This is a genomic window from Peptostreptococcus canis (assembly GCF_014229965.1).
GTDB lineage: Bacteria > Bacillota > Clostridia > Peptostreptococcales > Peptostreptococcaceae > Peptostreptococcus > Peptostreptococcus canis.
Window position 1 is genome coordinate 365,882 of record NZ_JABGBW010000002.1, and the last position, 16,472, is coordinate 382,353.

14 protein-coding genes are annotated in these 16,472 nt (G+C 29.5%); all 14 read right to left on the bottom strand.

From position 1 onward, the window contains the following. Positions 1-178 precede the first annotated feature (178 nt). The 14 genes from murJ to HLB29_RS04735 all read right to left on the bottom strand — a co-directional run bounded on the left by murJ (position 179) and on the right by HLB29_RS04735 (position 16,420). Complete coding sequence (gene murJ, locus HLB29_RS04670; RefSeq protein ID WP_185623987.1) at positions 179-1,735, bottom strand: murein biosynthesis integral membrane protein MurJ; 1,557 nt, start codon at positions 1,733-1,735, stop codon at positions 179-181. Further along, on the bottom strand, positions 1,722-2,933 hold the full coding sequence (locus HLB29_RS04675) for a glycosyltransferase (RefSeq protein ID WP_185623988.1): 1,212 nt from the start codon (positions 2,931-2,933) through the stop codon (positions 1,722-1,724). The genes murJ and HLB29_RS04675 overlap by 14 nt, the downstream gene beginning before the upstream one ends. 2 nt (positions 2,934-2,935) lie before the next feature. Beyond that, positions 2,936-4,036 (bottom strand): non-hydrolyzing UDP-N-acetylglucosamine 2-epimerase, encoded by a 1,101-nt coding sequence (gene wecB, locus HLB29_RS04680; protein WP_185623989.1) that lies wholly within the window; start codon positions 4,034-4,036, stop codon positions 2,936-2,938. A gap of 113 nt (positions 4,037-4,149) precedes the next feature. Further along, positions 4,150-5,349, bottom strand: coding sequence for a nucleotide sugar dehydrogenase (locus HLB29_RS04685; protein ID WP_185623990.1), 1,200 nt, complete (start codon positions 5,347-5,349; stop codon positions 4,150-4,152). Beyond that, a complete protein-coding gene (locus tag HLB29_RS04690) occupies positions 5,346-6,539 on the bottom strand; it encodes a glycosyltransferase (RefSeq protein WP_185623991.1) in 1,194 nt (397 codons plus the stop codon). The genes HLB29_RS04685 and HLB29_RS04690 overlap by 4 nt, the downstream gene beginning before the upstream one ends. Before the next feature lie 35 nt (positions 6,540-6,574). Beyond that, positions 6,575-7,873: a UDP-glucose dehydrogenase family protein gene (locus HLB29_RS04695; protein ID WP_185623992.1), complete on the bottom strand. Its 1,299-nt coding sequence runs from the start codon at positions 7,871-7,873 to the stop codon at positions 6,575-6,577. A 15-nt stretch (positions 7,874-7,888) separates the two neighbouring features. Further along, entirely contained in the window at positions 7,889-8,656 is a 768-nt protein-coding gene (locus HLB29_RS04700; protein ID WP_185623993.1) for a glycosyltransferase family 2 protein, read from the bottom strand. Positions 8,657-8,671: 15 nt separating this feature from the next. After that, entirely contained in the window at positions 8,672-9,790 is a 1,119-nt protein-coding gene (locus HLB29_RS04705; protein WP_185623994.1) for a hypothetical protein, read from the bottom strand. A gap of 11 nt (positions 9,791-9,801) precedes the next feature. Next, positions 9,802-10,989: a CDP-glycerol glycerophosphotransferase family protein gene (locus HLB29_RS04710; protein ID WP_185623995.1), complete on the bottom strand. Its 1,188-nt coding sequence runs from the start codon at positions 10,987-10,989 to the stop codon at positions 9,802-9,804. 11 nt (positions 10,990-11,000) lie between these two features. Then, positions 11,001-11,813 carry a glycosyltransferase family A protein gene (locus HLB29_RS04715; protein ID WP_185623996.1) on the bottom strand — a complete coding sequence of 271 codons (813 nt, stop codon included), beginning with the start codon at positions 11,811-11,813 and terminating at the stop codon, positions 11,001-11,003. 14 nt (positions 11,814-11,827) lie between these two features. After that, positions 11,828-12,598, bottom strand: coding sequence for a glycosyltransferase family 2 protein (locus HLB29_RS04720; RefSeq protein ID WP_185623997.1), 771 nt, complete (start codon positions 12,596-12,598; stop codon positions 11,828-11,830). A gap of 13 nt (positions 12,599-12,611) precedes the next feature. After that, a complete protein-coding gene (locus HLB29_RS04725) occupies positions 12,612-13,274 on the bottom strand; it encodes a sugar transferase (RefSeq protein ID WP_185623998.1) in 663 nt (220 codons plus the stop codon). Between the two features lie 19 nt (positions 13,275-13,293). Next, positions 13,294-14,400 (bottom strand): cell wall-binding repeat-containing protein, encoded by a 1,107-nt coding sequence (locus HLB29_RS04730; protein ID WP_185623999.1) that lies wholly within the window; start codon positions 14,398-14,400, stop codon positions 13,294-13,296. Between the two features lie 130 nt (positions 14,401-14,530). After that, the gene (locus tag HLB29_RS04735; protein ID WP_185624000.1) at positions 14,531-16,420 is read right to left on the bottom strand and encodes an N-acetylmuramoyl-L-alanine amidase; all 1,890 of its coding nucleotides are present in this window, start codon (positions 16,418-16,420) and stop codon (positions 14,531-14,533) included. Positions 16,421-16,472: the final 52 nt, after the last annotated feature.

Below are 16,472 nucleotides of genomic sequence, written 5' to 3' on the forward strand. Positions count from 1 at the left end.
TCCATCCTCTTTCATTTAATCCTTTTTGATTCACTTATAAAGGTTAGCATAATTTCCTTAACTAAAAATATAGTAAAAATAATCACCCAAAAATTGTATCTCTTCCACTTAACTTACATTTTTTAATAACTAATTTTTCCAACTAAAAAATTCCAGATACCTATATTTTAAAATTCTCTTAATTTCCAGCTTTTTTTCTTCTATTTTTTATCTCACTTATCATTACTTCTATCTCTGAAACTCTCAACAACTTTATAATAACAATATATAAAGATACTCCTATTATAATTGAACCACTTAGTGACAATAAACCATCAATTTTTGATAAATTAATAACCCTATCAAAAAATGAATATGATAATCTAACTATAACAGCCATTATGGATGATGCCATAGCAACTTTTAAAATCACTAAAATTACGCTATTTGCACCATAATCTCCTATTTTTCTTTTCAAGTTAACCATAAGCATAAATGAACTTATTAAATATGACATACTTGTCGCAAGTGCAATACCACCATTTTTTAATGGCCCTACCAATAATATACTCATTACTATATTTATCATTACAGCCAAAGTAGAATTTAGCATTGGTGTTTTAGTATCACCTATTGAATAATATATCTTGGTCACTACAGTTCTAATTGCAAGTCCTATCATACCAATAGAATAAAATAATAATGCATTAGATGTCAGAGTCACTGCTTTGGTGTCAAAAGCTCCTCTCATAAATAAGGTTTCTACAATAGGTCTTGATAACACTATACATCCAAATGTAATTGGAACTATTAATAGTAAAACCACATTAATGCTTATTCTTATTAGATTATTAAATTCCGTTTTATCTTTTTTACTCGATAACTCCGCAAGTTTTGGATACATCACAATGCTGATTGTCGAAATAAAAATCCCAATAAAAAAACCTACTAGTTTATTTGAATAATTTAAAGATGATAAACTTCCTACAACAAGAGTTGAAGCCAGAGTTTTATCTACTACTTTATTCACCTGGGTAACAGCTACTGATAACAAAATAGGTATTGCTAAAATAAAGACTTCTCTAATATATTTATCACTGAAATCAATTTTTAGCTTAGGTTTATATCCTAGTTTTAGAGCTTTAGGTAACTGAACAACAAACTGAGAAAATAGAGCTATTGAAGCTCCTATCGGCAATATATATACATTATTAAATATGGAACTCATAAAAATCCCACATATAATAATGAAATTAAACGGTATACCTACAATACCAGGTATAAAAAATTCTTCATTAGCTTGTAAATATGCTGACATTATACTTTTAAGCCCTGTAAAAATATATCCTAATAATATTATTCTGGCAAAAAAGACTGTTTCTTTAAAAAGTCTACCTTTGAATCCTATTGCAAAAACCCTTACAATCTGTTCCATAAAGATAAATACTACAAATGAAATTATTATACCTAATATCAATGTAATACCTATTATATTATTTGTAAAGTCAATAGCACCATCTTTTCCACGATCCTCTTTTACTTTGCAATAAAGGGGTATAAAAGTGGTAGCTATTGTAGAGGCAATTAATGAAAACAAAGCCTGAGGTATATCATATGCTGTAAAAAAAGCATCACTGTGCATAGATGCACCATAAAAATATCCCATAACTAATTCACGGAAAAAACCGATAAATTTGGATAACATGGTTATTGCCATCAGTAGGAACACATTTTTCACCATCTTATTTCTTTTCATTATTCACAATTCTCCTAATTATATCCATATCTTTCTTGGCAATATTTACCCAATCGTACTCATCTTTTACTCTTTGTATCAATTTCTCTCTATCCCAGCCTTGCTCAATATATTTTAATACTGTATCAGCATACCTTTGTTCAAAATTTTCACCTTCTGAAACAATATAGTCAGGATTTCCTATTACTTCCGGTATACCGCCTGAAGCAGAACCAATGGATAATACTCCTAAAGAATTTGCTTCTACTATAACACTTCCAAATCCTTCTCTTCTACTAGGTAATACCATTATATCCATAATATTAAAATATTTATTCACCTCGGTAAAATCGACATTTCCGGTAAAATAAGCATCAATTCCTTTTTCTTTAGCCTCATTTTCCACTAATTCTCTCATATCTCCATCGCCAACAAAAATGTATTTACATTTATTTTTTTCATCTACTCTAGAGTATATATCTACAAGTTTATCACTTCTTTTTACTTCTGTAAGGCTACCTATATATCCAATTACCTTTTTATCTCCTATATTTAATTTTTTCTTCAATTCTCTTTTTTCTTCTTCATTTATTTCAAAGAATTTTTCAAAATTAACACCATTTTTTGTCAGTGAAGAATTTTCCTTATTCCAGCCTAGTTTTTTTGCACTATTTCTCAAATCATCACTCACAAAAAAATTATTAGCAGCATTATTCAATACATCTAGTATTTTTTTTCTTACATTTTCATTTCTATATGGATTTGTGTGAATATCGCTGCCATAATATTGCACAAAATATGGTTTACCATATTTTTTATTTATATGATATGCCAATCTTCCATGAGGATACCCCCATTGAGCTACTACAGCATCACATTCTATAATTTCTTTTTCATGTTTTTCTATAAAAGGACGATATTTCTCATAATCGTCATCTTTTTTTTCTATCATCCTTGTAGAAATATCAACCTTTAAATATTCTTTTCTATATATAATTCCATCTCTCTCAAATTGAGAACCATTATTGACAAATACTTTTTTGTGAGCAAGTTTCTTAAAAAATCTACTAAGTCCCACATCATAAAATTGAACGGAATATAAATTTAGGATATCATCATCTTTTAATATCCTTTTGATTGCCATTAACTTTTCATGATTTGCCGTAAATAATCCCTTTATGTTATTTTCGTTCATATTTACCAAATACAATAAGTTCATCTTTAAACATTCCTTTCCAATAAAATATCAACAATCTGACTTGATGCAGTCCCATCACCATATGGATTAATTGACTTAGCGACTCTTTCATATTCATCTTTTCTTTCCATCAAAGAACATACTTTTTCTACTATTTTTTCTTTATCAGTGCCTGCCATTAAAAGAGTACCTGCTTCTACTCCTTCTTGCCTCTCTGTGCTATCTCTAAGTACTACAACCGGTATATTTAAAGCAGGAGCCTCTTCTTGTATCCCACCACTATCCGTCAATATAATATGAGATTTCGAAATCAAATTATGAAATGTCACTACATCCAATGGTTCGATTAATTTTATTCTTTCCATATTTTCAAATACCTTTTTAGCAGTTTCTATCAGAATCGGATTTTTATGTACAGGATATATCACTTTCACATCCTGATATCTATCTACTATCTCCTTTACAGCCTCAAATATTCTCTCTAACGGTACTCCAATATTTTCTCTTCTATGAGCTGTCAATAAAATAAGTTTTGAATTATCTAACCATTTAATATACTCATTATCAAAATCAGGTTTAATGGTGTATTTTAACACATCTATTGCAGTATTTCCAGTTATATAAATATTTTTTATATTTTTTCCTTCTTTTATTAAATTTTCATATGCCAGCTTAGTAGGTGCAAAATTATAATCTGAAATAATTCCTACCATCTGTCTATTAACCTCTTCCGGATATGGAGAATATTTATTGTAAGTTCGTAGTCCCGCTTCTATATGAGCAATTTCAACTTTATTATAGAATGCTGACAGAGATGCTGCGAATGTAGTTGTAGTATCACCATGTACGACAACTATATCAGGTTTCTCTATTTTTATTATCTCATCCAATTTCATTAATATTGTAGAAGTAATATATCCCAGAGTCTGTGATTCTTTCATTATCTCAAGATTATAGTCGGGTTTAATATCAAAAATTTCAAGAACCTGATTTAACATTTCTCTGTGCTGCCCGGTTACACAAACAATAGTATTCACACCATCACGTTTATATAATTCTTTTATAACGGGAGCCATTTTAATAGCCTCCGGTCTGGTTCCAAATACTACCATTATCTTTTTCATTTTTTTCTCCTTCTAATAAATGAAAATATTATGAATTATAGTTTCATATCGATTTAAAATTCCACTTATATATTAACTTAATTAGTTCACAAAATAATAAAATATTTCTAATTCTATAATTTGTACACAGGCAAATTTTTTATAATATTTTTTGTATCTAATACCGTCTTATTCTTCAGTTTATCTTCATTTGCTTTTATATGGGCATGATCTACCATAATCACGACCAAATCAACAGAATTTATAAAATCTTCAAATTTATCCATTTTATTTTTAAATTCTCTTTCAACCATAGGGTCATAAATTTTCACATTCTTATTTTTTCCCAAATGACTAATCAACTGCAATGTCGGTGATTCTCTAGTATCGTCAACATCCGGTTTATATGTAATACCATACAAGCCAACTTTTTCGTAATCATCTATTCCTTCAATAGACATTATAGAATCTATCCTGTCTATAACATGTAAAGGCATAGAATCATTGACTTTTCTGGCTGTATGTATTAAATTAGCCAACTTTGGATAATCTCCTACTAAAAACCACGGATCCACTGAGATACAATGACCTCCTACTCCTGGTCCCGGGCTAAGTATGTTTACTCTAGGATGCATGTTTGCTATTTTTATTATTTCATATACATCCAAATTATCACTTCTACATATTTTTGCAAGCTCATTGGCAAAAGCAATATTTATATCCCTATATGTATTTTCTACTACTTTGCTCATTTCTGCAGTTCTTATATCGGTAATAACTATGTTCCCTTCACAAAAAGTCGAATAAATTTCTTTTACCTTTTCCCCTACTTCTTTCGAATCAGCTCCTATTGTTCTAGAATTATGCCTAAGTTCATAAACCATATTACCGGGCAATATTCTTTCCGGTGCATGTGCTAATTCACACCTTTTACCTTTAGCATTAATAATCGGTCTTATAACTGAATCTATAGTACCGGGAGGTATAGTTGATTCAATAATAATTATAGCATCTTGATTTGATACTTCCAAAACCGAGCTCACAGCATTTTCGAGATATGTTGTATCAACTTTTTTAGTCTCGCTGTTATATGGAGTCGGAACAGCAATAATATAAGTATCACAACCCATAAAATCAGTGCTAAATTTTATTTTATTTTCTATTGCCTTAGACATTAATTCTTCAAGTCCTTTTTCCTTAAAAGTCACTTTATTATGCCTAAGTTTTTCAATAATAGACTGATTAATATCGGTACCGACTACATCAATTCCACTTCCGGCAAGCATCAATGAAGTCGGTAGTCCTATGTAGCCTAATCCTATAATATTTATCATATTATCTTTCCTTCCCCCAAATCTCTATATATATTCTTAATTCTATTTTTCATTTCTATCCACGAGTAGTCTTGATATACACCACTCATATTTTTTGATTTTATATTAATTATATTCCTATTATTTTCAATTTCATCCAATAGTTTTTCAAAATCCTCTATACTGAAATTTATTGTAAATCCCATATCGTATTTTTCGACAATCACATCCATTGACGTATTTTTTGCAACTATAATAGGTTTTTTTAAAAGCATCGCTTCGTAAATCTTATTAGCTGCAGAATACCTGTGATTATTTATATTCGGATTATAAATAGCAAACATAATATCACTATCTATATAATATTTAAAAGTTTCCTCATAAGGTACAGATCCTAAAAAATATATATTTGAAAATTTCCTGGAATATTCTTCTGCCATATCCGCTAATTCGGCATTTCCTCCAAGGACCAATTCAAAATTTTCTCTTTTTGATATTGAAATCAGAATTTGATCTATAAATCGTCTTTTTGATAGATTCCCAATATAACACAGTCTTATTTTTGATTTTTTTTCACAATTTTCTTTATTACAAAAAGATTGTTCTTTACTTTTAATCAATTCATCAATCTGTTTTTTAAAATTTTCATTTATACTTGGAGAATTATGAACAACCGTCAGTTTTTTAGGCTTTGAACCTTCTATCTGTTTTTTTCTTTCTTCTGTACAAATTATAGTACTATCTGCTGAATTTATAATACCGAACTCCAAGTTTTTAATTATTTTTTTGAAAATCCCGGGAATTTTTGATCTACTGTCTACATAAAAATCAGCAATATGATATACAAAATACTTATTATATTTTTTACATATTTTTTTAGCTATCAAACCACTATCTAAATCAAATGCATGTATAACATCAAAATCATTTACATTATTTTCAATCCATTCTTTAACTAAATCAATATATTCTTTTAATATAGTAAGGTTTTTTAATCCTTTTCCCGTATCCGCTTTGAGTTGAAGTTCAAAATTTTCCACTTCAATTCCGTCTATTATTACGGTCTTTTTTATATATTCATAATTGGTATCACATTTTCTAGATCTGGATAATATAGTCGGTGTGTGACCATCCTCTATTAATGCTGATACTATTCTATGTATACTAGCATTTGTAAAAGCATCTGAATTTCTAACTACTAAAACATTCATTTATCATCCCTCTTTTTAATCGTAATCACACATTTTTATACTCTTCCTATTGAGTAATACTCTACTCCAACTTTTTTCATATCTTCAATCTTATAACAGTTTCTACCATCAAAAACCAAAGGTTTTTTCATCAATTTCTTATATTTATTTATATCAAATTCCTTTATTTGTTCCCATTCCGTCATTATAAAACACATCTCTGAATCATCAATAGCAGATTCAATACTATCTTCATAATATATCTGATCTCCAAATATCTTTTTTGCGTTTTCCATTCCAACAGGATCAAATACATGTATTTTTGCATTTCTCTCAAGCAAATACTTTATATTTACAATTGATGGTGCTTCTCTTAAATCATCGGTATCCGGTTTATATGTTAGTCCAAGTATAGATACTTTAATTCCATCAAAAGAATCCACTATCTGAGCAGATTTTTTAACAAGTTTTAATTTTTGTATCTCATTGACTTCTATAGCTGCTTTAATTGTTTTTAGTTCATATCCATTTGAATTTGAAAGCCAGTGAAGCGCTTTTGTATCTTTTGGAAAGCATGAACCACCATAACCTATTCCTGCTTTTAAAAAGTTTTTTCCAATTCTATCATCATAGCTCATTCCCTCTGCTACATCTTCTATGTTTGCTCCTACTATTTCACATAAATTTGCAATATCATTCATATATGAAACTTTAAGTGCCAGAAAGTCATTACAAGCATACTTTATCATCTCTGCCGAATTTCTATTTGTTATAACTTTGGGATTTTCAAAGTTTTTGTAAATATCAAGCATTATATTTTCAGCCCATTTACTTTCTACTCCTATAACTATTCTGGAAGCCTCAAATGTATCTCTGACTGCAGTACCCTGAGCCAAAAACTCAGGATTAGAAGCCACTTCAACTTTTATATTATTCTTGAGCTGACTTTTTATATAATTTTCTATATACTCATTTGTTCCAATAGGAACAGTAGATTTTACAATTACTAAAATATCTTTCTCTGCACTCACCGCTATTTGCTTTGCTACACCTTTTATGTAGTCTAAATTTGCAGAACCATCACTTCTTTCAGGAGTTCCTACCGCAATAAAAACCACATCTGCATCAGAATAGGCACACTCATAATTTGAAGTATATTCTATGTTACCTTGCCTATTTGTCTTTAAAATTAATTCATCAAGATCCTTCTCGTAAATCGGCGATTTTCCGCTTTTTAACATATTTATTTTTTCTTCATTCACATCTACGCAAATGATATTGTGACCACCTTTGTCAGCCAGACACACACCTGTTACAAGACCAACATAACCGGTCCCGGCAATAGCAATCTTCATTAAGATGCCTCCTATCTAAGATCTATCTTTCTTTATTCTCTTCTTTACAGCATTATATACATAAAAAACAAATACATACATAGCCTTTGGAAGACTCAAATGCTCTACATTTCTATACGTATTCCAAGTTCTTTTTATTGCCTTCATTTTATTACTGGATAAAGAACCGTTAACCACTCTATACCAAACTAAATCATCATAAATTCCGTATGCATAATCTACCTTTTTCAAAAGCTGAAGCCAAGTAGCCGTATCTTGACCTCTCCTTACGTTTGTCATTCTAAAATCACCGACAACTTCTCTATCTATCAACACTGTAGAACAACCGATTATTGTGTTTTTCAAAAGTCCGTTATAATCTATTTTCTCAGGAGCTCTCGCAACTTTCGACATGGGTTTACCATCCTGAGTAATGTATCTATATGAGGTAAATGTAAATCCAACACCTTTTTCATTAATCAAATCAATTTGAGTGCTTAATTTATTAGGTTTCCAAATATCGTCACTATCAAGAAAAGCAATGTATCTTCCATTAGCCAAAGATAGCCCGGTATTCCTAGTAAATGCCGCACCAGAGTTTTTATCAAGTTTTATATATTTGATTCTACTATCACTATTTACCATTTTAATTATTATACTAGCAGAGTTATCAGTAGAACAATCATCTATCAATAACATTTCCCAATTACTGTAACTTTGAGCCTGAACGGATTTAATAGTTTCACAAATAAAATCCTCAGCATTGTATACGGGGGTTATTATAGATACCAAACCCTCTTTCATAATCTATCTCCTAACTTAATCCTCAAATCTTCCTGATTTTAGTTTTTTCCTAGAAAGTATAATGGTTTCAAAACTTTTAACTTTCATTTTGGATATGCCATATATTATAAGTACAATTCCTATATTTGTAGTTAAATCCAACATTATACTTTCGGCAAAACAATATATCAATATACTCACCATCAACATAATCTGATCTTTTTTATTTTCTTTGCACAAATTGTACAAAGTATAACATATTAGAAACAGTAAAATCAAGAATGTTATTATCCCTAAACTATACAAAGACCATATATATCCACTGTCAAGAGGCATTCTTTGAGTAAATAATATATCTCTAATAATCGGTGGGTATCCTACTAAATTTATTCCTTTTGACGGATGTAGTAAATATGCCCTCCAATATACGGGTCTATGAGATAATATCTTATTTATTAAGTAGTTTTCACTAAAAAATAAAGTAATTACCAAACTGAATAATGTCATCAATACCGGAAATGCAGTAGTAAATATCTTAAAATACTTTTTTCTTACATCGACAGACTTTAAAATAAAGAAAGCTAATAAAGTCATTACTGCTGTCAATAATCCCGTTCTCGTCATCGTCTGAGTATACATTAAAAATATCATTGATATTAAAAGTATATAATCAATTTTTTTCTCACTATAAAATATGTAATAAAAAAATGAAGACCAAATAATAAACATACTTATAAATGCCGTATTGGGATTTCCAAATCCAAAATCATTTCGTCCCTCAAGATACTCAGTAGGATTTATTCCCAACACATTCGTAATCATAAATATAGAAAACAAAATAGCATTGATAATTATAAACCATTTCATGATAAATCTAAAGTCCACTGTAAATAAAGCCAAACATAAATAATATGTATATACCATGGTTATATTTTTAGACAATAAAAACTGTATTCCAAAAATTCCCAACAGTAATAAATGTATTAAATTGTATTTTCTAAAACTTGTTACAATCATTATTGTCGACATCAATAGTGAAAGCAACATCATATATTTAGTAAAACCAGAAAAACCAAAAAATGGAGCATAATATTTCATAGTCGCAAAACCTAAAATACCAATTCCCATAATATTTTTCCAACTCTGTTTTATCATCAACAATACCTCTACTTCTTAATCTTTAGTATAGCCTCAAAAATTCTCTCTGAATTCTTTCCATCTCTCATATTAAAACTTTCTTCAACTATTTTTAAATACTTATCCTTCATAGTGAAATTATTTTCAAAATATGTCTCAATAGTATCAATCAATATTTCCTCTTCAAAGGTTAGCTCTCCAAATCCGTCAATGGCATAATCAAAATATCCATCAAAATATCTATCATCGGATACTTTTTGGTAATATATAATAGGTTTTCTCATATACGCAAAGTCAAAAGCCACCGATGAATAATCTGTAATCATAAGTTTTGACTCTTTCAATAAACTTTGAACATCATATTCACTTTTATCTGCCATAATAATCTTATCACTTGATATATCAAAAATATCTTTGTATGGTTGCATTTCATAATGAGGATAAAAAATCAACCTAATATTATTTTTTTCTAATAAAGATATTAATCTCTCATTATTAATTAAACTATTCATAGCCTTAAAATACTCTGAATCTGCAAATATTTCAATATCACCCTTCCCCTCATTCATGTAAGATGGAGTAATAATTCCTTTTCTCCATGTCGGCATAAGTAATATTTGATTTTTTAACTTAAATTCATTTAAATTATCAAATCTTGCAAGTCCTGTTTGTGCAACAACCCCTTTTTTAAACCCATAGTTATCACCACAGATAGATTCATACTCTCTTTTAGTTGTAGTAATAAAGAGATCTAATTTATTATTTACATTTACATCCTTACTGACATCGTTCATAATTACACCATGCTGTAAAAAGACGTAAATTTTTTCATCTTTCTTATCTACAAGCATCTTGTAAAGTTTATAACTCCAGGGTTCTAAAAAGCCGGTATGTGTTGAGATAGCATATTTGCACAACAAAAATGCTATTTTGTGTTCTTCGCTCATATATTCAATGATATTACCAAGCCCCTTTACCTTCTCATAATCTTTAGTATATGATGAATCAATTACATACCATGCATTAATCTCTGGATGATTTTCTCTAAGGTACTTAAAAAAGACATATCCATTGTCCTTGGCTTCAACACCTCTTTCGCTAATAAGCCACATATCTTTATACTTTTTATCATCCTTATGTTTTTTTGCAATTCTGATATATTTATTCATGTCAACCGCCTGCTTTAACAAACGACTAACCTTTTTAATCTTACTCATAATTTTTCTCCCTATAGCTTGAATTTCAGCTGTTCTTTCAAAGAATCGATAAAAATACCCCAAAATTCTCCATTGTTATTTTCCTGTATTTCTCTTTTCTTTTTAAAACCAAAAGCTATAAACAATAATAGTCCTTTTACCGGTCCAAATAATCTTTTAAATAATGGCCCTTTTCCCAACATCGACTTTTTATCTATATAATTTACTTCTTTATATGGATGATATGCTATTATCTGAGGAAAATAAAACATATTTCTTTTCCCTTCATTATAGGCATCCATAATATATATATTTTCTTCACCGGAATTATATTCTGTACCAATACCAAATCTTTCATCAAACTTATGCGTATGCGGATCAATACTCTCAGAATTGAACCACATATCTAAAGTAGCCTGTTTTAAAGTTTGAAGTCTACTTAACCCAAGTATTTCTTCTTTGGGATAGTTTATTGTTGATTTTTCTTTTATCGGGTCATAATGTTGAAAAATAGCAATATCCGGATTATACTCATCAAAATACTTTTTCACTAATTCAAGCGCATCATCTCTATACCAACAGTCATCATCAGTAAAAGTATATACATCACCTGTTGCTAAATTCATAGTTGCGTTTCTACTTTTAGCACACCCTGTACCACCTGCAAAAACATGTTTATATTCAAAGTTATGCTTTTCCAATAATTTATTAATCTCGTCATAATTAGATTGAGAACCAACTATTACCTCAAAATTTTTATATGTTTGTCTATCAAAACTATCAAACAGATAATCCAAATCCTTAAGTCTAGATCCATAAGTACCTAGAAGTAAACTAAATTTCATAATTCCTCCATATTTTACTTAGAAATAAAGTGTTTATATACATTAATAATGGCATAATAGCTGAAGCAATATAATGACTTAATCAGTCCCAGTTTTTCTACATTTCTAAGTATATTCCATGTCCATCTAGCAGCTTTTAATTTATTTCCAGAAAGAGAATTCGACCTTGTTCTATACATTGCAAGTAACTCATCCAACCCATGGGCTTTATGTCCTTTTTTAAGTATACTCAACCATGTAACATAATCTTCATGATTTATATTCGGCATATATATATCTTCAATCACATATCTATCTATTACAACAGTCAGACATGCTATTGCATTATGCTTTAATAATCTTTCATAGTCAAGCTCATTTTTTGCATGAACAATAGTATTTAATTCATTGCTATTTCCATCCATAAACCTATAGCTAGTAAATGTAAATGAATAACCATTTTTTTTCATAAAATTAATTTGTTTCTCTATCTTATCCGGCAACCAGACATCGTCACTATCCAAAAATGCTATATATCTTCCTTTTGCATTTGAAATCCCTATATTCCTTGCATTTGAAACACCTGCATTTTTTTCCAGAAAAATCGGTTTAATATTACCATGTATAGATGAATACTCTTTCAAGATATTCCTGGATGAATCTTTTGACATATCATCTACACATAAAATTTCTATCTCCTTATATGTCTGGTTTATTATGCTATCTAAAGTTTCCTTTAAATATTGTTCAGCATTATAAACAGGTACAATAACAGAAACCAAATTATCAATATATTCTCTACTCATCAAAATTCCCTTTCTATCTCGCACCATCACCAGTAAAAATAACTTTAATAGTCATTACTATTATTTTAATATCTAATAATACACTTCTATTCTTAATATAGTATAAATCATAGACTAATTTTTCATCGGGTTCAATCTCATAGCCACCATTTACTTGTGCCCATCCGGTCAATCCCGGTCTAATAGCCAGTCTATATACAAAATTTTCGTATTTTTCCTCAAACTCTTTCGTAAAAATAGCTCTTTCCGGTCTTGGACCAATAATTCCCATATCCCCTTTTAAAATATTCCAAAGTTGGGGTATTTCATCTATTCTTGTTTTTCTTATAAATCTACCAACTTTTGTAATTCTAGGATCATCCTTTTCTGCCCACTGTGCGCCAAATTTTTCTGCATCCGTTCTCATAGATCTAAGTTTGTATACATAAAATTCTTTACCATTCTTGCCCAGTCGTTCTTGTTTATAGGTTATCGGCCCGCCATCTTCAATTTTGATTAAGATTCCAAAAATAATTATAATAGGTATACCTATGGTCAAACCGATAAGAGATAAAATTATATCAAAAAACCTTTGATATAATTCAAATAAAACACCATATCTCACTATACTATAATCTATCCTATCAATGTATTCTTTTAATACAATGTCATCTCCTGAGTATTTATTAAAAGACATACTATCCTCCCTCCATTGTTTACACTTTTCTCTTCTTATTTGACGATTCCATCCTGTATATAAATGCTAGTGAAATCACTACAAGAGCAAAAGTAGTAATTGTTTTCAGTCGCTCTATATTTAAAATATTTCTTCTTTCTATCTTAAATCCGACTTGATTTAATTCTTTATAACCATTTTTCTTTATTAATTTTGATTCTTCATCATTAAAGTAATTCTTTTCTATCAAGAAAAGTGGTGCTTTATTATCTGCTGCCAATGGTGATATCGCCATTGCATTTATTAATTGCCCTGGAGCTAAAAATCTCCTGTGTACTAACTCTCCTCCTTTAGAAATAAATACCTTTTTGCCGTTATCATTTTTGTAAAAACTTTCTATAATATTAGTATTTACAAAATATCTATCCTCACCGGAAATTACTTTCACATTAGGTAAAAAATGAGAAATACTGTTATCTACCATATTATCATTTCCAACTAGATAAGCATTTTTGATATTATATTTATCTATAAATTTCTTTATTCTTAAATAATCTTTTCTACTTTTGTTAGTCACAATTATTGGTATATTTTCAGACTGGGCAATAGGAGAAAATGATACTGCATTTGGCAAGTCAAAACCATTATTACTTACTACAGCAATAGTATCTACTTTTTTCTTCTGAGCCAACAATTCGGCAAACTTAATAGAAGTGTTAATCCCCCTTGATTCGATTATTCTCTCGACAATATAGCTATTTCTTACAAGTGATCTTTCCACCGAATTAGTTAGAGAGTCTACTCCTCCTATTATTATAACTTTTTTTACACCTAATTTAGATAACTGATTATAAACCGGATCCATTATTTTATTTTTTTCTGTGTAAAAAACAGGAATATTTTCACTGTATGCATATGGTGCAACACAAACTATTTGATCTATATTATCGGTATTTATAAGAATAGCAGTTTCAGATTTTTTAAATCTTGCATCTAAAACTTTGTTTACTGTTGAGTACCTTGTACTATCTGTATAGTCATTTATAGTATATTGATTTAAATATAGTTTATCTAAAATTTTATCGGCTACCTTATATCCTATAAATAATAAAATAGCAATAAGTATATATTTTAAATATTTTTTCATATTAATTCTCCTAATAATAATTCTACCTAACTATACCATTATACTATATATTGCCTATTTTTTAAACTCAATTCAACATATTAAATAAAAAATACCGACTGAAAATATTCAGTCGGCAAATGATATAACTTTATTTTATTACTTGTTGATTAAATGATGCTACAATACCTTTAGCAATTTGTATACCCATTTTTCTTAAAGCCGCATCACTATTTAAAAGAGCTACATCTTTTGAACTGGATACAAATCCACCCTCTACTAAAATAGCAGGTGCATTGGTATTTCTTATTACATATAGATGAGTGCCATTTTTCACTCCCCTATTTCTAAGATTAAAAGCATTTAAAATACTGTTAAGAACATTCTTACCTACAGCATAGGCACCACTACCTTCACCTACAAATACTTCTGCTCCATTACCACTTAATTCTCCAGTCTGTTCATTCACAACATTTCCACCTTTATTATAGTGTATACTACAGAAAAATACAGCTTTATTATTATTACTTATATCTGCTCTATCTTGAAGAGTCGGATATGTATCGGTTTTTCTAGTCATTACTACAGTTGCTCCTGCATTTTTTAAATAATCTGCACAAGCTAAAGCTGTCTTTAATGTCCAATCTTTTTCCTTTATACCGTTAATGCCCACTCCACCTGAGTCTTGAGCTCCGTGTCCCGGATCTATTACTATTATCTTTCCTTTTATGCCTTTACCTATAATTTTACCTATTTCAGATCCCGGATTTTGTTTCGGTTTATTTCCACTATTTATATTGTGATTCGCATCATATACATTTGATAATCTATTTTTTATATCGCTAGTGACAGAAGGAAGTATCCCGCCACCAATCTGATATATCTCTTTTGATGTTTTAGTATTTAAAAAAGCTTTTGTAGTATTAGTTACTACCTCCTTAGGAGTAATTACAATAGGTGCTCCAAATAAAGCTGCAAAAGGTCCGGCACAAACTGTATCTATTAACCCTACATTATCAGATTTAGTAACTATCAACGTAGAAAAATTTGTCATTTTGTAAAACTTATTTATGACATTTATATTAGTTTCATGCCTATTTTTCCCACTTATTCTGTTTGAATTTCCTGCATTATCTACAACTGAATTAATTTTGCTTATAATGGCATTCGAAATTGAACTAGTACCACCTACATAATATACATTTGATACATTCGATTTTAAATAATTATAAGTATTTGTTCCCATATAGTTTTTACTAACTACTAAAATAGGCTCTTTAGCAGCCCCCGCTTTTGATGATATTGTAAGTGCATCTGCAACACCATTTGTATCACTTACTACAAATGCAGTATTTATCTTTCTACTACTAGATATTCTTTTAGCTATTGCTAAAGATAAATCAGAAGATCTAGTTCCAAATATTCTTTCCATATTTGCACCTGTATCTCTTTTTATTTTATCTGAAACAGCTTTTGAAATCAAAGTTCTATCACCTACTAATATTACTTTTTTCGGCGATAATCTCTTTAATTCTGCTATTACCTTTGCATCCAGAGAGTTGTAATTTGTTATCAATATGGGTGCATTATACGTAGTCGCAAGAGGAGTCGCGATTATACCATGTAATGTATTATTACTATTTACAATCACTACAGTATCAGCGCCATTTGTCCATCCCTGGCGACTTACCTTTACAGCTGTATGTATTCTATTTTTTCCATATATAATATTAGCAATTGTACTCTGCTTGGCATATTTCATATCAAGTCTATCTTCAAAACTCAAATCATCCGGAGTTTCAAGTTTACCATCACTTGATACAGTACCAACTTGCATCTTTATAGAAAATGAATCCTCATCTTCTGAATTATTCTCCTGATCATTAGATGAATCAGAATAATTATCTCCATTATACTCCAGTTCATTATTAATCGTTACATTGCTTTGATTATCTTCATTGGCAAAAACCGCAGGCAATGAAGACGATGCTATAAGCAAAGAAATAGCTAACGCAGCAATTTTTTTCCCAAAATATTTCATTATTATACCCCCTTAATTGTTATTTAATATTTATTAATATTGATTTACATCT